This is a genomic window from Xenorhabdus japonica, from assembly GCF_900115195.1.
Classification (GTDB): domain Bacteria; phylum Pseudomonadota; class Gammaproteobacteria; order Enterobacterales; family Enterobacteriaceae; genus Xenorhabdus; species Xenorhabdus japonica.
The window spans coordinates 19,660-40,260 of the sequence record NZ_FOVO01000004.1; the positions used below are offsets into that span (position 1 = coordinate 19,660).

General features: G+C 45.0%; 18 protein-coding genes and 1 riboswitch. Of the genes, 10 read left to right on the forward strand and 8 right to left on the reverse strand.

Annotated elements, in window-relative coordinates; all coding sequences use genetic code 11:
* Positions 1-37: 37 nt before the first annotated feature.
* Both BM135_RS02710 and plsY read right to left on the reverse strand, forming a co-directional pair.
* Entirely contained in the window at positions 38-1,078 is a 1,041-nt protein-coding gene (locus BM135_RS02710; protein WP_092517567.1) for a zinc-dependent alcohol dehydrogenase family protein, read from the reverse strand.
* Positions 1,079-1,203: 125 nt separating this feature from the next.
* Positions 1,204-1,863 (reverse strand): glycerol-3-phosphate 1-O-acyltransferase PlsY, encoded by a 660-nt coding sequence (gene plsY / locus BM135_RS02715; RefSeq protein WP_092517569.1) that lies wholly within the window; start codon positions 1,861-1,863, stop codon positions 1,204-1,206.
* A 109-nt stretch (positions 1,864-1,972) separates the two neighbouring features.
* Here plsY and folB point away from each other — a divergent pair, with 109 nt between their 5' ends.
* Positions 1,973-2,326 carry a bifunctional dihydroneopterin aldolase/7,8-dihydroneopterin epimerase gene (folB, locus tag BM135_RS02720; protein ID WP_175485924.1) on the forward strand — a complete coding sequence of 118 codons (354 nt, stop codon included), beginning with the start codon at positions 1,973-1,975 and terminating at the stop codon, positions 2,324-2,326.
* A gap of 115 nt (positions 2,327-2,441) precedes the next feature.
* On the opposite strand, the gene BM135_RS02725 is transcribed toward folB, so the two are convergent.
* Both BM135_RS02725 and BM135_RS02730 read right to left on the reverse strand, forming a co-directional pair.
* Positions 2,442-3,614 carry a multifunctional CCA addition/repair protein gene (locus BM135_RS02725; protein WP_092517571.1) on the reverse strand — a complete coding sequence of 391 codons (1,173 nt, stop codon included), beginning with the start codon at positions 3,612-3,614 and terminating at the stop codon, positions 2,442-2,444.
* Positions 3,615-3,629: 15 nt separating this feature from the next.
* A complete protein-coding gene (locus BM135_RS02730) occupies positions 3,630-4,250 on the reverse strand; it encodes a TIGR04211 family SH3 domain-containing protein (protein WP_092517573.1) in 621 nt (206 codons plus the stop codon).
* Between the two features lie 317 nt (positions 4,251-4,567).
* Here BM135_RS02730 and BM135_RS02735 point away from each other — a divergent pair, with 317 nt between their 5' ends.
* From BM135_RS02735 to hldE, 3 genes are all read left to right on the forward strand, one after another.
* Positions 4,568-5,554, forward strand: a complete 987-nt coding sequence (locus BM135_RS02735) for a CYTH domain-containing protein (RefSeq protein ID WP_092517575.1) — start codon at positions 4,568-4,570, stop codon at positions 5,552-5,554.
* 60 nt (positions 5,555-5,614) lie between these two features.
* On the forward strand, positions 5,615-8,485 hold the full coding sequence (glnE, locus tag BM135_RS02740; protein WP_092517577.1) for a bifunctional [glutamate--ammonia ligase]-adenylyl-L-tyrosine phosphorylase/[glutamate--ammonia-ligase] adenylyltransferase: 2,871 nt from the start codon (positions 5,615-5,617) through the stop codon (positions 8,483-8,485).
* Positions 8,486-8,617: 132 nt separating this feature from the next.
* Entirely contained in the window at positions 8,618-10,042 is a 1,425-nt protein-coding gene (hldE, locus tag BM135_RS02745) for a bifunctional D-glycero-beta-D-manno-heptose-7-phosphate kinase/D-glycero-beta-D-manno-heptose 1-phosphate adenylyltransferase HldE (protein ID WP_092517579.1), read from the forward strand.
* Between the two features lie 141 nt (positions 10,043-10,183).
* On the opposite strand, the gene ubiK is transcribed toward hldE, so the two are convergent.
* Positions 10,184-10,459 (reverse strand): ubiquinone biosynthesis accessory factor UbiK, encoded by a 276-nt coding sequence (gene ubiK, locus BM135_RS02750; protein ID WP_092517581.1) that lies wholly within the window; start codon positions 10,457-10,459, stop codon positions 10,184-10,186.
* Between the two features lie 197 nt (positions 10,460-10,656).
* Positions 10,657-10,862, forward strand: a riboswitch (FMN riboswitch).
* A 118-nt stretch (positions 10,863-10,980) separates the two neighbouring features.
* Between ubiK and ribB the strand changes: the two genes are divergently transcribed.
* Positions 10,981-11,634 (forward strand): 3,4-dihydroxy-2-butanone-4-phosphate synthase, encoded by a 654-nt coding sequence (gene ribB, locus BM135_RS02755; RefSeq protein ID WP_092517583.1) that lies wholly within the window; start codon positions 10,981-10,983, stop codon positions 11,632-11,634.
* Positions 11,635-11,980: 346 nt separating this feature from the next.
* Complete coding sequence (ygiD, locus tag BM135_RS02760; RefSeq protein ID WP_092517585.1) at positions 11,981-12,757, forward strand: 4,5-DOPA-extradiol-dioxygenase; 777 nt, start codon at positions 11,981-11,983, stop codon at positions 12,755-12,757.
* A 5-nt stretch (positions 12,758-12,762) separates the two neighbouring features.
* On the opposite strand, the gene BM135_RS02765 is transcribed toward ygiD, so the two are convergent.
* The 3 genes from BM135_RS02765 to tolC form a co-directional block, all read right to left on the reverse strand.
* Positions 12,763-13,923, reverse strand: coding sequence for a glutathionylspermidine synthase family protein (locus BM135_RS02765; protein ID WP_092517588.1), 1,161 nt, complete (start codon positions 13,921-13,923; stop codon positions 12,763-12,765).
* 6 nt (positions 13,924-13,929) lie between these two features.
* A complete protein-coding gene (locus BM135_RS02770) occupies positions 13,930-14,631 on the reverse strand; it encodes a DUF1190 family protein (protein WP_092517590.1) in 702 nt (233 codons plus the stop codon).
* Positions 14,632-14,846: 215 nt separating this feature from the next.
* Complete coding sequence (tolC, locus tag BM135_RS02775; protein WP_092517592.1) at positions 14,847-16,217, reverse strand: outer membrane channel protein TolC; 1,371 nt, start codon at positions 16,215-16,217, stop codon at positions 14,847-14,849.
* Positions 16,218-16,435: 218 nt separating this feature from the next.
* Here tolC and nudF point away from each other — a divergent pair, with 218 nt between their 5' ends.
* The 4 genes from nudF to parE all read left to right on the forward strand — a co-directional run bounded on the left by nudF (position 16,436) and on the right by parE (position 20,591).
* On the forward strand, positions 16,436-17,077 hold the full coding sequence (nudF, locus tag BM135_RS02780) for an ADP-ribose diphosphatase (protein ID WP_092517594.1): 642 nt from the start codon (positions 16,436-16,438) through the stop codon (positions 17,075-17,077).
* A gap of 97 nt (positions 17,078-17,174) precedes the next feature.
* A complete protein-coding gene (gene cpdA, locus BM135_RS02785; protein ID WP_092517596.1) occupies positions 17,175-18,014 on the forward strand; it encodes a 3',5'-cyclic-AMP phosphodiesterase in 840 nt (279 codons plus the stop codon).
* Positions 18,014-18,622: an esterase YqiA gene (yqiA, locus tag BM135_RS02790; RefSeq protein WP_092517598.1), complete on the forward strand. Its 609-nt coding sequence runs from the start codon at positions 18,014-18,016 to the stop codon at positions 18,620-18,622. The genes cpdA and yqiA overlap by 1 nt, the downstream gene beginning before the upstream one ends.
* 73 nt (positions 18,623-18,695) lie before the next feature.
* Positions 18,696-20,591, forward strand: coding sequence for a DNA topoisomerase IV subunit B (gene parE / locus BM135_RS02795; RefSeq protein ID WP_092517600.1), 1,896 nt, complete (start codon positions 18,696-18,698; stop codon positions 20,589-20,591).
* Positions 20,592-20,601 lie beyond the last annotated feature (10 nt).

A 20,601-nucleotide genomic window follows, 5' to 3' on the forward strand; every position in this document is an offset into this window, starting at 1 on the left:
TATATTCAAATTGTGTGATGCCTGATTATCCCTTGGTTTATTCTGCCGTCAGAACAATTTTCAGGGCTTGTTCCTTTGCAGCGTCGCCAAAAACTTCATAGGCGGTTTCAATTTCACTTAGCAAATAACGATGAGTTACCAGCTTTTCAGGTGCAATCTTGCCGGATTGGACGCTTTTCAGCAGCATAGGTGTACTGCTTGTGTTTACCAACCCTGTCGTAATGGTGATGTTCTTGATCCAAAGATCTTCTAAGTGCAATTCAACGGATTTTCCATGAACACCAACGTTAGCAATATATCCACCAGCGGTAATGATATCTTGGCAGATCTTGAATGTTGCAGGGATACCTACACACTCAATCGCGACATCCACACCGATGCCATCAGTGAGTTTTTGAATTTCTTCTACTGCGTTTTGACGTGTTGGATTGATAATGGTATTTGCTCCCAGCTGTTGTGCGACACGAAGGCGGTTATCATCGGTATCAATCATGATGATATGGGCTGGTGAATAGAACTGCGATGCCAGTAACGCAGAAAGTCCTACAGGGCCTGCGCCGACCAAAGTGATGGTATTACCCGGTTGCACCCTGCCATTGATGACACCGATCTCAAGACCCGTAGGCAGGATGTCACTGAGCATTAATGCCGCATCTTCATTAATACCTTCCGGCAGACGGTGCAGGCTGTTATCTGCATGGGGAATACGCACTTTTTCAGCCTGCGTGCCATCAATTCTATGTCCAAGTATCCAACCGCCATCTTCACAATGGGAATAAAGCTGACGTTTACAATAACGACAACGACCACAAACTGTAATGCAGGAGATAATCACTTTATCACCCACTTTGATATTATGGACAGATTCTCCAACAGACTCGACTATCCCAATACCTTCATGACCTAATGTTCGTCCTGCATCTACAGTTGGAACATCCCCTTTGAGGATATGTAGATCTGTTCCGCAAATGGTGGTTTTGATAATACGGACGATTGCATCGGTTGATTCAATAAGTTGAGGTGGTGCTTTTTCTTCCCAGTGCTTTTTGCCTGCGCCATGATAAACGAGTGCTTTCATAAGGTCTCTCTCATAGGTTATTTGGTTTTTTGCCGCGTTAATTTAATTCCTTTAATGAGTGGAAATTAATCAATATTAAAAAGTGTAGTATCTTTCACAATAAAATTGAAATAAAGCCATTGCTTTCAGTCGTCTTGTTGCTCTTGTTCTTTAGTTGCCTGAATTTTCTCTTTATCTGTCATTTCCTGTTTCTTTTTCAGTTTCTGCCAGATACGACTTTCCTGCCCTCGCCACAGACGTTGAATATTATCGTGATGACGCATGAGTACTAGACATGACAGCATTGCGACGGGAAAAGTGAATTCAGGTTTGAACCACCAGACGTAGAAAGGTGCAATTAATGCACTGACGATGGCACCCAATGAAGAGTAGCCGCTTAACAGCACCGTTAGCAACCATGTCCCCGTGATCAATCCTGTCAGATCCCAGCCGACGGCAGCAATAGCACCGAAAGCTGTTGCCACACCTTTTCCTCCTTTGAAATGGAAGAAGAGGGGATAAATATGCCCCAAACAGGCGGCAATAGCGATAATGCCTAAATACAATGGGGAAATGTTGAGTTTATATGCCAGCCAAACAGGTATTAGTCCTTTTAGAACATCACAAACCAGTACTGCCAATGCAGCACATTTACCTCCAATGCGCAGCACATTGGTTGCCCCTGGATTGCCGGAACCATGTTGACGGGGATCGGGAAGCCCTGTCAAACGGCTGATCAATATCGCGCTGGATATAGAGCCACACAAGTACGCGAAGATGATCATGCCAAGCGCGATAGCACTCATAAGATATCTCCAATGAATAAGGGTCGTTTTCTTAAGTCTAACAATGGATAATACGCATATTTCGTCGGAAGTGGTATCTGGCGAACTGAAAAACGGGGGAAAGGTCATGATGGATATCGTATTTATTGAAGAATTAACAGTCACTACCACTATTGGCGTTTATGACTGGGAACAGACTATTAAACAGAAATTAGTGTTCGATATCGAAATGGGATGGGATAACAAACGAGCCTCATCCAGCGATAATGTTGAGTATTGTCTGGATTATGCCGAGGTTAGTGAAGCCATCATTAATCATGTGGCTAACCAACGTTTTGCCTTGGTCGAGCGGGTCGCAGAAGAAGTAGCGAATATTTTGCTGACCCAATTTCATTCACCTTGGGTAAGGGTGAAAGTCAGCAAACCGGGCGCGGTTGCGCAAGCAAGAAGTGTCGGTGTAGTGATTGAACGGAGTGCAAGCTGATTGGCGCGCTCTTTGACTGACCACATTAAAAAGCGTCCCAATTAGATTAATTATTCGGGACGCTTGAGTTAATTAGTTAACTTAATAAATCGATTGTTTTAATAAATAGATAGTTTTAATAAATAGATAGTTGTTTCCAATCTGCGATGGCAATGTGTCGTTGACGTTCCAATTCAGTGCGAATTTCAGCGCCCTGAAATCCACGGGCAATCACTTCTTGGACATTTACTTGATTGGCAATAGCAAACACTTCACGCAAATAATCACCTTGTGGATAGGATGAAGTTTCTGCTCCTGTATATCCACGGTTGTCTGCTTCGTTACAGGTTGCTTCACTACAGGTAATCAGCTGTTCAATGCGCTGAGGCTTGCGCCAGGCATCCACGGCATTAAACAAGGTCAGCAGGGCTTCTGGAGGCAATTGTTCTACGGTATGTACCCAATGGTGATATTGCGTCACAATCATGGCCAGGTCGCGTGCCGAGTTGGGAATGCGCAGCCGTTCGCACATTTGTTTCAGCGGTGTCATTTCGATATGGCAACATAGAGAGGCGAAACGAATATCTATTTCTTCGCTCAATTGGGTGGATATTCGCAAAACCTGTAATGAATGCAGCCCAGCACCATGTTCAAGCAAAGGAACCTCAAACAAGTTATCGATCTCAGGAAAGAGTACGGCTAATGCCCCGCAATCACGCAGAACCTGAAAATAGACTTGTGGTGATTGTGAGATAAGTGCTTTTTCAGTTTCTCGCCAAACACGCTCAGGGGTCAATGATGACAATTCACCATTCGCGACCATTTCTGCAATGAGTGCTTGTGTCTCTGGTGCAATTGAAAAGCCTAAATGGGCAAAGCGAGCAGCAAAACGAGCCAAACGCAACACACGTAATGGATCTTCTGAAAACGCAGCGGAGACATGGCGCAGGATACGCTTTTTGAGATCATTGGCACCATGATAAGGATCGATTAATTCACCTTTGGGCGTTTGGGCAATAGCGTTAATCGTTAAATCACGGCGCAGCAGATCTTCTTCCAGTGTCACATCGGGAGCGGCATAACAGGTAAAACCAGTATATCCCTGACCTGATTTCCTTTCTGTGCGTGCCAGCGCGTACTCTTCATGGGTCTTAGGGTGCAGGAAAACGGGGAAATCTTTCCCGACTTGTTGATATCCCTGAGACAGAAGAGCCTCTGGATTGCCCCCGACGACAACCCAGTCCCGTTCGGTGACGGGTAGGCCCAATAATTGATCGCGAACGGCACCGCCAACCAAATAAACTTTCACTCTTACTTCCTTAAATCAGCTCATCCAACGATCTTTCTTTTTACGACGAGGGATAATATGTGGCAATACCAGCCCCAAAATCAGGCCAATCCCCGCAACACCTCCGCCATATGCAAACCATTGCAAGATAATTTCCCTTTGTTTTTTATCCAGTTGCACATTGGCAGCTTCTACCTTTTTCTCAGCTACGATCAATTTAGTCTGAATCTGGGCATTTTCTTTTTTCAGATCATTGATGATCTTATCGCTGGTTGCCACTTTGTTTTGCAACTCGGCAGTGCGTTCATTCCATCTATCGTCAATTGTGGACAGTTTTTCGGTTAGTGTTTTGATCTCTTGTTCCATGGAGGGAATACGTTCACGCAGGCTTGGGATGTTGCTGAGTTCACTTGTAAGTATCCAGCTTGTACGCCCTTTCTGGTCTTTCACTTGCAAGAAGCCATTATCTGATTTGGGGCTGATTAAGGTAACCTCTTCACCGGCATTCAGTGAGCCAATAATTCGGTTTTTAATGCTTGGACCGCTACGAATGTAAGCTGATAGCTCATCGGAAACATAGCGTTTTTCTTCAGCGTGTGCGGATAATGGAAGAGTGAAGCTCAATAACAGGATAAGTAATTGATGTAGTTTTTGCATTCTGTTTTCAACTGTTCTTTGTGTGTGGACTAATCGAATATGGACTAATCGTGATTTAAACTACTCAAAGGATAGTAAAGAGTTAAGTTTGTGGGTGCAATCAGTAAACCAGAATAAGTGCTATATCAACTGGCTGAATACAGGCCCTGTTAGGGTTTTTTTGGTGAAGTAAATGTGATGTTTATTGAGATAACACCCTATTGTGGTTTATTTTTCTTTTGTGAAAGTTGTTCTTTTGTAAAAGTTGTTCTTTTGTAAAGGATAGTGTGAACAGGATTAAGAAAAAATTCTGTGATATCAATTGAGGAATAAAAAATATGAGTTCTGTAGAAATAGAATTGAAACTGTCCGTGAAGCCCGATGTGATACCGGCAGTTCGCCAGCAATTATTTCAGTTTCCTCATGATTACACTTCACCACAACATCTGACTAATATTTATTTTGAGACGGTAGATAATCAATTACGGCGTTGGGACATGGGGCTACGCATTCGTGGTTTTGACGGGCACTATGAGATGACCATGAAAACGGCGGGTAAAGTACTTGGAGGGTTGCACCAACGTCCTGAATTCAACGTTCCTTTGCATCATCCTGAATTGGATCTGGCTCGATTTCCCAACCATATCTGGCCTGAAAATACCGATCTCGCTCATCTACAGGCACAATTGAACAAATTATTCAGTACCGATTTTAACCGTGAAAAATGGCTGATAACTTACGGAGAAAGTGAAATTGAAGTGGTGCTGGATCAGGGAATTATTTTTTCTGAAAATAAAGATTCAGGAAGTCAGACTTCACCCATTTGTGAGTTTGAGCTGGAGCTGAAAAACGGAAATGTCACTGATATTCTGTCATTAGCGAACAAACTGGCATTACAGAATGGCCTGCGTTTAGCAAATAAAAGTAAGGCTGCACGGGGATACGCGCTTGTTCATGGTTCATCACATAAAAATGGCTTATCACATAAAACATTGCCGAGAGTGCCGGACGAGTTGGAATGGCAGCAGCCATTGTCTGTGCTTCTGACTGAAATTCTGGCGCAATGGCAAGAGCAAGAAGAAGGGTGGCTCGCAGGTTTGCCAGAAGGAAAAATGGGATTGGTGCAGGTTTTACAGTGGGTGACGAAACTGACTGAAAGACAGACTGAACATTTGCCGATATTGGATTTATTGGCTAATTTCCTGCCGGAATTAAATATTGCTTTATTTTCTGAAACTTTATCTTCTGAAACCGTGTGTTATAGCGCTTCTTGGTTGCAATGTAAGCTGGTGTTAATGCAATGGTTGATGGCTCAGCACCGATAAGCCCTTTGCTATGTAAAATAGCTAAAAAAGACTAAAAAACAGCCAGTAAGGAAAACAGTTATGCTGCCACTTTCATTACCCTTAGCTCGACAATTACAGCATATCGCTGCGAATCTTCCGCCATTGGGGGAAACGATAACGTCCTTTTCACCTAATGAACAGGCTGTGTTGTCATTGAGTGATTTTGTGGCAGAAAACATGTTATCACATCCGGCATGGCTGGAGGATATTCGCCAGAATCCCCTTCAACCAGAGGAATGGCAACATTATGCCCATTGGTTAGAACAAACATTGTTAGAACAAACATCGTTGGCGGTAAATGATGAAAATGGTCTGATGCGGGGTTTACGTCTTTTCCGTCATCGAATTTTGGTTAGGATTGCGTGGTCGCAGGCATTGCAAAGCAGTACGACAGAACAGACATTGCAGCAATTAAGTATGCTGGCTGAAACTCTGATTATAGCCGCCCGTGATTGGCTTTACCTGCGTTGCTGTCAGGATTGGGGAACGCCTACGAATAGTGATGGTTTGGCACAGCCGCTGCTTATTTTGGGAATGGGAAAGTTGGGAGGTGGAGAACTCAATTTTTCCTCTGATATTGACCTCATTTTTGCCTATCCAGAAAATGGCATAACGCAAGGCGGCCGTCGAGACATGGATAATTCTCAGTTCTTTACTCGATTGGGACAGAAATTAATTAAGGCCCTGGATCAACAAACTGTCGACGGATTTGTTTATCGTGTAGATATGAGATTACGCCCATTTGGTGATAGTGGGCCTTTAGTTTTCAGTTTTCCGGCATTAGAAGATTATTATCAGGAACAAGGGCGTGACTGGGAACGTTATGCCTTGGTGAAAGCGCGTATTTTGGGGCATGGTGATCAGGATTATTGTCAGGAACTGCGCCAAATGTTGCGACCATTTATTTTCCGTCGTTATATCGATTTCAGTGCAATTCAATCTTTGCGCAATATGAAAGGCATGATTGAACGGGAAGTTCGCCGTCGGGGATTAAAAGATAATATTAAATTGGGTGCGGGCGGGATCCGTGAAATTGAATTTATCACTCAGGTGTTTCAGCTTATTCGTGGAGGAAGAGAACCGAGCCTGCAATCCCGCTCATTATTGTCAGCATTGAAGGCCATTGACGATTTGGCTTTATTGCCTACGGAACAGTTGAGACAGCTGGAAGAAAGCTATCTGTTTTTACGTCGGCTTGAGAACTTGCTGCAATCTATTCGTGACCAACAAACGCAAACCTTACCGGATAATGAGCTGGATCGTGCTCGTCTCTCTTGGGGAATGAATTTTGCCGATTGGAAGGAATTGATGGCAGAAACCGAGCGAAAAATGGATGCAGTGCGGGCTATTTTCCGACAATTGATTGGCGATGAAATAGAGGAAAATAGCGAGGAGGCCAGCCACGCGCCGTTCAAGAGTTTATGGCAGGAATCCCTGAACACGGACGAACTCATCGCATTAATTCCTCATCTTGATGATGCAAAAGCCCGGAAGATGCTTGATGTAATGGCACTTTTTCATAAAGACGTCAGTAAGCGCACTATTGGCCCAAGGGGAAGGGATGTGCTTGACCAATTGATGCCGCGTCTGTTGGAGAAAATTGGCGCTAGGGAAGATGCCGATATCGTTTTGGAGCGGATTATTTCCCTGTTGCTCAGCATTGTTAGCCGTACGACTTATCTGGAATTGATGCTGGAATCAGAGCAGGTCATGATCCACGTTATCCGGCTCTGTGCTGCTTCTCCGATGATAGCAAGCCAGCTTGCTCGCCATCCGCTATTGCTGGATGAACTGCTTGATCCCAAATCACTGTATCAACCGTTACCGATGGAAGCTTATCGCGATGAGCTTTATCAATATTTGCTACGTATTCCTGAGGATGATGAAGAACAATTGCTGGAGGCTTTACGTCAATTTAAGCAAGCACAATTATTGCGGATCGCAGCAGAAGACATTGCAGGAGTCTTGCCTGTAATGAAAGTGAGTGATCACCTGACTTATCTGGCGGAGGCGATAATTGAGGCGGTTGTGAAGCTGGCGTGGAACCAAATGACAAAACGTTATGGCGTTCCGGCGCATTTATCTCAGCGACAGGGATTAGGGTTTGCCATTCTTGGCTATGGCAAATTGGGTGGTTGGGAACTCGGTTATGGTTCTGATTTGGATTTGGTGTTCTTGCTGGATTGCCCCATGGGTGTGACGACGGATGGGACTCGTTCCATTGATGCCCGCCAATTTTATTTGCGCCTTGCCCAACGCATTATGCATTTGTTCAGTACCCGAACAACATCGGGGATACTGTATGACGTTGATGCCCGCCTGCGGCCATCCGGTGAGTCGGGAATGCTGGTCAGCACCCTTGAAGCCTTTGATGATTATCAAAAAAATGAAGCGTGGACCTGGGAACATCAGGCGCTGATTCGTGCGCGTATGGTTTTTGGTGATGAGAAAATGCGCAATCATTTTGAACGTATACGCCGTGAAACATTGTGTCTTCCCCGTAATCCCGATCTTCTGCGCCAACAAGTACGTGAGATGCGAGAGAAAATGTACCGGCACTTGGGCAGCCATCAACAAGATCAATTTGACATCAAAGCTGATCCGGGTGGGATCACAGATATTGAGTTTATCGCTCAGTATCAGGTTCTGCGTTATGCCCCGGAAAATGCCAAGTTGACCCGCTGGTCTGATAATGTGCGAATTTTCGAGCTAATGGCGCGCCATAATATTATGGATGAGCAGGAAGCGATAGCGCTGACACAGGCTTATATCACCATGCGTGATGAACTGCATCATTTAGCTTTGCAAGCGTTATCCAGCCGAGTTTCAGCCGGACATTTCAGCCAGCAGCAAGTAATGGTAGGTGATAGCTGGAAAAAATGGCTGGAGAATGACCTTAGTGCACCGTGATAGGAATAGCAATTGCCGGAATAGAAATTGCCAGAATAGCTGAAATAGTTGCTTTTCCTGATCAAGTTTGCTGGCACTGAGTTTGATTATGGTAATATCCGCGACAGTTTATTCTGATATTTGGAGCATGGGATGAAAGTAACACTCCCTGATTTTCACCGCGCAAATGTTTTGGTTGTTGGTGATGTCATGTTAGATCGCTACTGGTACGGCCCAACTAGCCGCATTTCACCGGAAGCACCGGTTCCAGTAGTTAAGGTAGAAACCATAGAAGAGCGTCCTGGTGGAGCGGCTAACGTAGCCATGAATATTGCTTCATTGGGAGCTAATTCACGTTTGGTTGGCTTGACAGGCATTGATGACGCTGCGCGGACATTGAGTGAGAAACTCAACAGTGTGAAAGTCCGATGTGATTTTGTTTCTGTTCCAACTCATCCAACGATCACAAAACTGCGTGTCTTATCACGCAATCAGCAATTATTGCGTCTGGATTTTGAAGAAGGTTTCCAGAATGTAGATGCTCAGCCTATGCTGGAAAAAATTCAACAATCCTTGCTTCATATTGGCGCGTTGGTACTGTCAGATTATGCCAAGGGAGCATTGAGTCAGGTTCAGGCCATGATTAAGCTGGCCAATGAAGCCGATGTTCCTGTACTTATCGATCCAAAAGGCAGCGATTTTAACCGCTATCGTGGTGCAACGCTGCTTACACCGAATATGTCAGAGTTTGAAGCCGTTGTAGGGCATTGTAAGGATGATGATGATGTCGTGCTGAAAGGCACGAAACTGGTGCAGGATTTGGAACTGAAAGCGCTGTTGATCACGCGTTCTGAGCGAGGCATGAGTTTGTTGCGGGTAGGACAACCACCATTGCATCTGCCGACTCAAGCTCAGGAAGTGTTTGATGTTACAGGAGCTGGAGATACCGTGATTGGCGTATTGGCAACGGCATTAGCTGCTGGCAAGCCACTGAACGAAGCTTGTTACCTTGCCAATGCGGCCGCGGGTGTGGTTGTTGGCAAGTTGGGAACTTCCACGGTTTCACCTGTTGAACTGGAAAATGCAGTGCGTGGGCGTGCAGAAACCGGATTTGGTGTGATGAGTGAAGATAAACTGAAAGACGCTGTCGCACAGGCGCGTCAGCGTGGTGAACGTATCGTCATGACCAATGGCTGTTTTGACATCCTTCATGCAGGCCACGTTTCTTATCTTTCCAATGCCCGCAAATTGGGTGATCGCCTGATCGTTGCTGTGAATAGTGACGCTTCAACCAAGCGCCTTAAAGGAGAAACTCGCCCCGTGAATCCGTTGGAACAGCGCATGACTGTGTTATCGGCACTGGAATCTGTAGATTGGGTCGTAGCATTTGAAGAAGATACACCGCAGCGCTTAATCGCAGGCATCTTGCCGGATATTTTGGTCAAAGGCGGCGATTATAAGCCAGAAGAGATTGCCGGTAGCGAAGACGTTCGGGCTGCGGGTGGCGAAGTTAAGGTATTGAACTTCGAAGATGGTATCTCAACGACCAATATCATCAAAACCATTAAGCGCCAATAAAAAGCCAATAAATAGTTATCATGTGCCGTTATGCTTCTTTTGGAGCATGGCGGCATATATTTCTTTACTTCAATAAAATAGAAAAAAGCCCGGAAAAATAGGGAGGAGAACTGAGCTGAGGTAGCTATTCTCCTCGTATCATCATTCAACCTGTTGGTTTTTTTTGTCGTCTCCTTCGAGACGGGCTTCCAATTCATTCAAGCGTTGTTCCATTGCAGCCAATTTCTCACGGGTGCGTAGCAAGACTTGTGTCTGAATATCAAATTCTTCGCGGTTTACAAGATCCAACTTGCTCAATTGGGATTGCAGAACGGTACGCAATTTTTTTTCTACATCATCGCCAAATTCTTTGACGCCTTTTGGCATAACATTGTGAAACTGGCGCGCAATTTGTTCAATTTTCTTTGGATCGAGCATGATTATCATCCTTTTATGGCGTAACAGTACGTTATAGAGTAACAGTACCTTATTGCGAACAGTATCTTATAGCGTAATAGCATAGAGATGTTGGCAGTATTTTAATATTTCATGGCGAAAGCATAAATGATTGCGAGCAAGGTTTCATATTTGATTTTGTTGATTGCCCCTATTGGTTATTAGCGCTATAGTGCAATTGTTTATCTCAGGGCAGGGTGAAAATCCCTACCGGCGGTAACATAAAACATCGACTGATGATTTTATGCAGCCCGCGAGCGCTCTGTTTATCTTTATTGTTTTTTTAGATTATCTGAAACTTAAGCAATAAGGGTTAAAACAGGGGTCAGCAGATCCAGTGTGATTCTGGAGCCGACGGTGATAGTCCGGATGGGAGAGAATAACAGCATCAATCGAGTACTTGCGCTCGTCTGTTGTTTTTGTTGCCGTCTTTTTGTGCAGCACAAACTCCTCAAAATTGCCCTGATTCTGGTAATCCATACATTCAAAGAGGTTTTTTTACCATGAATCAGACGCTACTTTCCTCATTTGGGACGCCATTTGAACGTGTTGAACGTGCGCTTGCAGCTTTGCGTGCGGGTCAGGGCGTGATGGTATTAGATGACGAAAATCGTGAGAATGAAGGTGACATGATTTTCGCTGCTGAAACGATGACTGTAGAGCAAATGGCATTGACGATCCGCCATGGCAGCGGGATTGTTTGCCTTTGCCTGACCGAAGAACGCCGCCAACAGCTGGAACTGCCAATGATGGTAGAAAGCAATTCCAGCCAGTACCAAACCGCATTCACTGTTACGATTGAAGCCGCACACGGAGTAACAACGGGCGTGTCTGCGGCAGATCGCATCACGACCATCCAGGCCGCTATTACAGATGATGCACAACCAAATGATTTAAATCGTCCAGGACATGTTTTTCCCTTACGTGCACAATCGGGAGGGGTTTTAGCTCGTCGTGGTCATACCGAAGCGACCATTGATTTAGTTAAAATGGCAGGTTTCAAGCCAGCGGGAGTGCTGTGTGAATTGACAAATGACGATGGCTCAATGGCTCGTGCTCCTGAAGTGATTGAATTCGCAAAACAGCATGATATGCCGGTAGTCACTATTGAAGATTTAGTGAATTACCGCTTAAAAATAGCAAAGAAAGCTAGCTAATAGATATTATTATTAGATTTTCTTATGTATTTCATCGAAATAATCCCTAAATAGTATGTTTATTTAATTAGGGTAGAAAACAGATCAGAATAGAATATATCGGTTATACTCAACAGATTTCGAGTTGCTGTGCTATAGCACAGTAGCTTGAAAGATGGAGAAACACACGCATGTACCTTGAGAGGCTACAGCCCACACCCTGTGGCCTTTCAGTATTCCTGACACACTCCATAATTTTTGCTTGGTGCTATTCAAGGAAGAAGGGTCTTAATCTTGTCATAATTTTTTTATCATAGTCCAACAATACATTATTCGAAATGTTTACTTTGCTGTATAAGGGGCGAAAATGAGTCTCCTGAGAATGCCTGCTCTATTCATTGGTCATGGTAGTCCAATGAATGCCATTGAAGATAACTATTACTCACGTGCTTGGTTTGAATTAGGGAAAAAATTACCCAGACCAAGGGCGATTCTTGTGATTTCCGCGCATTGGTATACGAATGGCACTGCTGTGACAGCGATGGCACAGCCCAGAACTATTCACGATTTTGGTAACTTTCCCCGAGAGTTGCATGAAAAACAATATCCAGCTAAAGGGTTTCCTGAACTGGCTGTATTAGTACAGGATATTCTTGAACCGATTGAGGTCGAGACTGATTTTGAAAAATGGGGATTGGATCATGGATCTTGGGGAATACTGACAAAAATGTATCCTGACGCAGATATTCCCGTTGTTCAATTGAGCATGGATCGCAATCAACCTGCCTCTTTTTATTATGAAATAGGTAAAAAATTAGCTTTACTGCGGGATGAAGGCGTTTTAATCATGGGAAGTGGAAACGTTGTGCATAACCTGCCAGCTCAAGAATGGGGTGCTGAACCTTTTCTCTGGGCACTCTCTTTTGAACAGTTTGTGCGCGAAAATTTAACGTGTCTGGAAGAACCTCATCCACTGCTTAACGCTTTGGACAGGGAAGACGGTCTATTGTCTAATCCAACGCCAGAACACTTCCTGCCATTGCTGTATGTGATGGGAACATGGGATAAAGAAGAGCCGATTTCAACGCCCATTGAGGGGATTGAAGACGGCTCCTTGAGTATGTTATCTATTCAGATTGGCTAATTGAATCAATCCAAAATAATATGCGGGTAGAAACGTGACAAATCTTGAGTAATCAACTCACGATCTTCACGGATACAGATACCCGCAGACTGATCGTCTACCAACCAACTACCGACCAGCGCATAGTTATTGTCAAATTTCGGCAACGCATGGAACTGCTGAACGATCATGCCTTCTTCCCCATAAGGGCCATCGGCATTGGCGATTTCACGACTATTTTCAATAATCCGAATATTAGCCCCTTCACGGGAGAACAGCGGTTTAATGACATAGCTATTCATGTCGGAAGGACGTTCATCCGCAAAATAAGCAGGCAGCAGGTTAGGATGATTTGGGAACATTTTCCACAGCATTGACAGCAGCGCCTTGTTGGAAATAATGCTTTTCCATGATGGCTCCAGCCAACGGACGCCGGCATCGGCCAGCTTGGTGGAGAACATCTCACGCAGCATAAATTCCCACGGATACAGTTTAAACAGATTGCTGATCACTTGATCCTGCAAATCAGTAAACTGACCTTTCTCACCCAGCCCGATATCCTCAATAAACAGGAATTCTGTCGGAATATCTGCTTCCGCAGCACAATCCTGCAAGTATTGAATTGTGCCACGATCTTCGTCAGTATCCTGACAGCAGGCCATGTGCAGCAGGCCAAATCCATGTTTTTCACGTAACTGAACAAACCGCTCAATCAGCTTTTCTTGCAGGCTGTTGAACTGATCTGCATTTGATGGCAGATTGCCTGCATTGATTTGATCTTCCAGCCAGATCCACTGAAAGAAAGCAGATTCGTACAGAGACGTTGGAGTATCGGCGTTGTTTTCCAGCAATTTAGGCGGATTTTTGCCATCATAGGCCAAATCCAAGCGGGAATAGAGCGAAGGCTGACTGGTTATCCATGAAGAGCGGACAAACTCCCAACAATGCTTTGGGATCTGGAATTTTGTCAGCAGTTCTTCGCTGTCGACCACTTTTTCCACGACCTGCAAACACATTTGGTGCAGTTCTGTCGTTACATCTTCAATTTCTTCAATCTGGTTCAGAGTGAACTGGTAATAAGCCTCTTCACTCCAGTAAGGCTGGTCGTACATGGTATGAAAATTAAAACCATACTCCGCTGCCTTTTCGCGCCAATCCGGGCGCTCGGTAATACCAATGCGTTTCATCGTTAATTAACCACCCATCGAACGGGAAGAATTGGAACTTGAGCTGGCAGACGAACGCTGCATGGCTGATTGCTTCGCCACCGACTCACCGAACCCGCCGCGGGTAATCGTAGTTGTGGTTGCGGGTTTTGGTGCCATTGCCGTTTTTGGCACTGTCATGCTGCGACCACCAGCGGTAGCAGAGCCATAGCTTTTACCGGTCGCATCAACAAACTTGCCATTAGCTGGGCTGGAAGCCGATTTTGATGTGAACAGCGGTTGTGATGGTGCAGAGCTGCCGCCCATTAGGCGTCCCATCATATAACCTGCCATCAAAGGCATCCAGAAACTGCCGCTGCTGTTTTCAGCCTGAGCCTGAGTCTGACCGACTCCGGCCTGAGCAGGGGCTTGAGTACATTGTTGTTCACCGAATTCAGCAACACATTCTTCACGAGAAGCATATTTCGGCGCGGTTTTTTCCGCTTCTTTCAGGGCGTTGTTGTAGGCAGTCTTGCATTGTTCACTTTTAGAAGGATTCGCCTGAGAGCACTCATCGGCATTGGTATAGAGTGACACCGTTTCATCGTTCTGTTCACAAGCTGATAGCATGAAAACAGCACTGACAGCGAGCGCGACTGGTGCCAAGCGATAACTTCGCCATGTTTTGCGGAAAGCATCGCGATTTATCTCTTTTGTCCGTTTCCTGGGTGTTAAAGAAATAATTGTCATAGGGAGCATCCATCTTGAAGGTATCTGATTAAGATTAAGAGCGTATCCCATTTATGATGCCCAATGGGATTAGCTCTCAGGGCTATGTATGTATATAGGGCTATGCATAAAGGACTATGCTTAAAAAACAGCCCACACAATCGGCGGGCTGCTTTCTTTATTAGTATAGCGTTTTTAATATAACGTTTTTCAATCAAGAACGATAGTACATTAAATCAGCGAACTGATGGCGTTTTCATCTCTTTAATGATGCTGCTGGCAGAGGTTGAGATTTGTTCGCCTAACATTTTGTTCAATGCTATCAAATCATTTTCATTTAAGATGCCACGGGCTTGCTGGATCTGTAATTGGGAAAGCAGATAATCGTAACGTGCCTTGGATAGATTTTGTTTGGCTTGGTACAACTTTGTTGTCGAGTCCAGCACATCCACGATAGTACGGGTTCCCACCTGATAACCCGCTTCCATTGAGTCCAATGAACCTTGCGCAGAGAGTACGGCCTGTTTGTTGGCTTCAACACTACTGATGGCAGCAGAAATATTATTGGAGGAGGAATGCACTTCTTGTATCACTTTGCGATAGGTGTTTTCTAATTCCTGACTGGTGCTGACGAAATTATATTTCGCCTGTTCTACTTGAGAGTAAGTAGCACCACCACTAAACAGGGGAAGATTTAATGATAGCCCAACAGAGTTACTTCCTGAGTAAACATTATTAGATTGAGCACCGCGACTATGGGAATTAGTGATACCAGTACTTGCCTCTAAATTAATGGTCGGCATATAGCCAGTTTGGGCATTTTTAATTTGTTCACGGCTTAAATCTTGCCTTAAGCGAGCTGACAACAGGCTCAGATTACGGTTTTCTGCCTCTTTCAGTACCTTATCAGCAGACTCCGGTTGATTAGTTTTAAATTGGTCAATATTTAATGAGGCTAATTGAGGATAGTAAATACCCGTAATCAGGCGCAGTTTCTCCAACGCATTGTCCAGATTGTTACGGTTGGAAACTTCCTGTGCCAGAATTGAATCGTATTGGGCGCGGGCATTCTGCACGTCGGTAACGGCAACCAAGCCAACATTAAAGCGTTGGGTCGTTTGATCCAATTGGCGGTACAGTGAGGCTTTCTGGGCTTCGGTAAATGTTAGGGTATCGATTGTATTCAGAACGTCAAAATAAGCTTGAGCGGTGTCCAGAATTAATTTTTGTTGGGCTGCCTGGAAACTGATATCTGCAATATCGGCATTTTTCTCGGACTGGCTCAGTTGATTCCATTTCGCCATATCAAAGATAGTTTGGGACAGTTTCAATGCAGCGTTAGCACCACGGGATTCCATTTGACGATTTTTGGGAAGCCGATAGTTTTTGCTGTAATTAACTCCTGCACCCAGAGACAACTGAGGCAGTAAACTACTGCGCGTTACATTAATGTTTTCAACAACCGAATTGCGGTCAGCTTGTGCCTTAAGCAATTCGGGGTTTGTTTCTTTTGCCTGCTGATAAATCTGTAGCAGATCCGCGGCTTGGCTTGAAGTACTAAAACCTACCAGATTCATAGCGATAAAAAGAGAGAGCAATTTTTTCATTTGCGTTCCTTGTTGTGCAGCTATTTTACTTAAGTTGCCCCTGCATAAAAACCAATACCACTGATTCTAGCAGAGAATGCCAGCAGGGTAGGGTGGCTGTTTGTGCCATATTGCCTTATTTTTCGGCTTGTTTGTATTATCAAAAGGAATTTATTTAGATCAATGTAGAAAAATACATTTTAATAATAGGAAATTTTAAAAAAGAATCAGGATATTTTATGAGTAAAGATCTTGCCTCGCCATATACTTTTTCTAAACAAGATGTTGAAGTTATTTCCCAAAAAACGCTTTATCGCGGTTTTTTCAAAATGACTGAATATCAATTCAGGCATCGCCTATTTCAGGGAGGCTGGAGTGAAACTATTAAACGTGAGGTTTTTGAACGCGGTCATGCCGGTGTTTTGCTGCCTTATGATCCAGTACGCGATGAAGTTGTTTTGATTGAACAAATCCGTATCCCTGCGATTGAAACCAGTCATACGCCGTGGTTGCTGGAAGTGATTGCCGGCATGATTGAAGAAGGAGAAGATGCTGAACAGGTCGTCCGTCGCGAGGCAGTGGAGGAGGCGGGTATTGAGGTTAAGCGTTGTCAGTTTGCATTGAGTTATCTTTCCAGCCCCGGTGGTACAACAGAACGCATGAATATTTTTGTCGGTGAAATCGATGCCTCTACTGCGTCAGGGGTTCATGGTCTAAAAGGCGAACATGAAGATATTCGTGTTCTGGTTGTCAGCCGTGAACAAGCCTATCAATGGGTAGAAGAAGGTGTTATCGATAATGCGGCTTCGGTTATTGCAATACAATGGCTGGCATTGCACCATGAAAAAATTAAGAAAGCGTGGTTGGAGTATAATTCCTAATTTGCGTTGGAAAACGGGAAGTGTGTCCCAGTCAGCAGATCTTTTGCATAAAGACACGCTAGAATAATTCTCATGATCGACAGGAAAAGGAAACCTTTTGGAGAGCCTGCTTGAAGTACCTGTGGCAGAAGGCGCCACAGCCAGAATACTGCAAATCACTGATACACACCTTTTTGCCAATAAAGGTGACTCACTGCTGGGAGTCAATACCTATTGCAGTTATCAGGCTGTATTGGACATGATCCTGAAGCAAAATCTCGATATTGATTTGATCGTTGCGACAGGTGATTTGGTACAGGATCAGACCATCAATGCCTACCAGCATTTTGCTGAGGGAATTGCCCGTTTGCCTGCGCCTTGTGTTTGGTTGCCGGGCAACCACGATTATCAGCCAGCAATGGTTGATACGTTGGCAGCCGCAGGAATTTCACCTTCCAAGCAGATATTCATCGGTCAGCATTGGCAGTTGATTATGCTGGACAGTCAGGTACAGGGCGTTCCTCATGGCGAATTGACGGATTACCAGCTTGAATGGATGAAAAAATGTTTGGATGAGCACAGCGATCGCCATACGATTGTTATGCTTCATCACCATCCTGTGCCGTCTGGATGCACATGGCTGGATCAACACAGTTTGCGTAATTCTCCCGAATTATCAGAATGTTTGAAAGGCAGAACGCAGGTGAAAGCCATGCTGTGTGGGCACATTCATCAAGAAGTTGATGAAATGTGGAATGGTATTCGTGTTATGGCAACACCATCAACCTGTGTGCAATTTAAGCCACATTGTACTAATTTTATGCTTGATACAGTGGCCCCGGGATGGCGTTATCTCGAACTGTCTGTGACTGGTAATAAAGAAGCGAAACTGCAAACACAGGTTCACAGGCTGAAGAGTAACGAGTTTTGCCCGGATTTAGATTCGGACGGGTATTAATGTCGACGTTACTTTATTTACATGGTTTCAATAGCTCACCTCAATCAGCGAAAGCAAATGAGCTGAAAACTTGGTTGCACCAGCAGCATCCTGAAATTGACATGCTGGTGCCGCAATTACCTCCTTATCCTGAAGATGCGGCCATCTTACTGGAAGATTTGGTAATGGAACGCGCCGGTGAAAATATCGGGCTGGTGGGTTCTTCTTTAGGTGGCTATCTGGCTATCTGGCTTTCCCAGTGCTTTGGTTTACCTGCTGTGATCGTCAATCCTGCGGTACGTCCATTCGACTTGCTTCAGAATTATCTTGGGGAAAATGTGAATCCCTATACCGAAGAGCGGTATACTCTCGAACAAAGCCACATATATGATCTCAAAGTGATGCACATTGATCCGCTGGAATCGCCTGATCTTATCTGGCTATTGCAGCAAACAGGGGATGAAGTGCTCGATTACCGTCAAGCCGTTGCTTACCTGATGCAGTGTCGGCAGACGGTCGAATCCGGTGGGAATCATGCTTTTATTGGCTTCGAATACTATTTCCCTCAAATCATCGACTTCTTGGGGCTAACCAGTGGCAATAGTAAAAAAATTGCCAAAAATAAGTAAGCGACTGGTATTATCAACAGTATATCAATACTGATTGGCCCTCTATTAACGAAGCAACCGACAGAATTACAACATGACTCAATCTAGTTACAACGCAGAGGCCATTGAAGTCCTCAGTGGCCTGGAGCCAGTTCGTCGCCGTCCCGGAATGTATACTGATACAGCCCGCCCGAACCATCTGGCACAGGAAGTGATCGATAACAGCGTGGACGAAGCTCTGGCTGGTCACGCTAAGCATATTGAAGTAATCCTTCACAGCGATCAGTCTCTGGAAGTGATAGATGATGGCCGTGGTATGCCGGTTGATATCCATCCTGAAGAAAAAGTTTCTGCTGTTGAATTGATTCTGACCCGCCTACATGCGGGAGGAAAATTCTCCAATAAAAATTACCAATTTTCTGGTGGCTTGCATGGGGTTGGGATCTCGGTGGTCAACGCCCTGTCCAAGCGCGTGGAAGTGACTGTTCGTCGTAACAGTCAGGTTCACCAGATCGCCTTTGAGAATGGCGAAAAAGTGCAGGAATTGGAAGTTATCGGCAGCTGCGGTAAACGCAACACCGGAACAAGTGTCCACTTCTGGCCGGATGAAAGCTATTTCGATGCTCCTCGTTTCTCTATCACTCGTTTGACCCATTTGCTGAAAGCTAAAGCGGTACTGTGTCCGGGGGTTGAAATTGTCTTTAAGGATAAACTGAACAATACCGAGCAGAAATGGTGTTATGCCGACGGGCTGACTGATTATCTGCTGGAAGCCGTCAATGGGCTGATAACTCTGCCAAAAACACCGTTTGTCGGCACATTCAGCGCAGATACTGAAGCGGTTGATTGGGCGTTGTTATGGCTACCTGAAGGCGGAGAACTATTGGCGGAAAGTTACGTTAACCTGATCCCAACAGTACAGGGGGGAACTCATGTTAACGGCTTGCGTCAAGGTTTACTGGATGCCATGCGTGAATTCTGCGAATTCCGCAACATAGTGCCGCGTGGAGTAAAACTCTCCGCCGATGATATCTGGGATCGCTGTGCTTATGTGCTGTCTCTCAAAATGCAAGATCCGCAATTTGCTGGCCAAACCAAAGAACGCCTCTCTTCTCGCCAGTCTGCGGCTTTCGTTTCCGGTGTGGTGAAAGATGCATTCAGCCTGTGGTTAAACCAGCACATTCAAGATGCGGAGCAACTCGCAGAAATGGCGATTGCCAGTGCGCAGCGTAGAATGCGCGCGGCGAAGAAAGTCGTACGCAAAAAGCTGACTAATGGCCCAGCTTTGCCGGGTAAATTGGCAGACTGTACTACGCAAGATCTCAATATTACTGAACTGTTTTTGGTGGAAGGGGATTCTGCGGGCGGTTCTGCGAAGCAAGCCCGTGATCGAGAATTTCAGGCGATTATGCCACTGCGCGGAAAAATCCTGAATACATGGGAAGTCTCTTCAGATGAAGTACTGGCTTCGCAGGAAGTGCATGATATCTCCGTTGCAATTGGCATCGATCCGGATAGTGATGATCTGAGCCAGCTTCGCTACGGTAAAATCTGCATACTGGCGGATGCGGATTCCGATGGGTTGCATATTGCAACATTGCTGTGCGCCTTGTTTGTCCGTCACTTCCCGACATTGGTGAAACGCGGGCATGTCTACATGGCAATGCCACCGCTATACCGCATCGACCTCGGCAAAGAAGTGCATTATGCGCTGGATGAAGGGGAAAAAAGCGCCATATTGGATCGTTTGAGCCGCAAGCGGGGTAAACCGAACGTTCAACGCTTTAAAGGATTGGGTGAAATGAACCCAATTCAGTTGCGCGAAACCACATTAGACCCCAACACTCGCCGTCTGGTGCAATTGACTATCGATGATGAAAATTATCAAGAAACCCTTTCAGTCATGGATATGCTTCTGGCGAAGAAACGTTCAGAAGATCGCCGTAATTGGCTACAAGAGAAGGGTGACTCCATTGATATTGAAGTTTAGCGCATAGCTT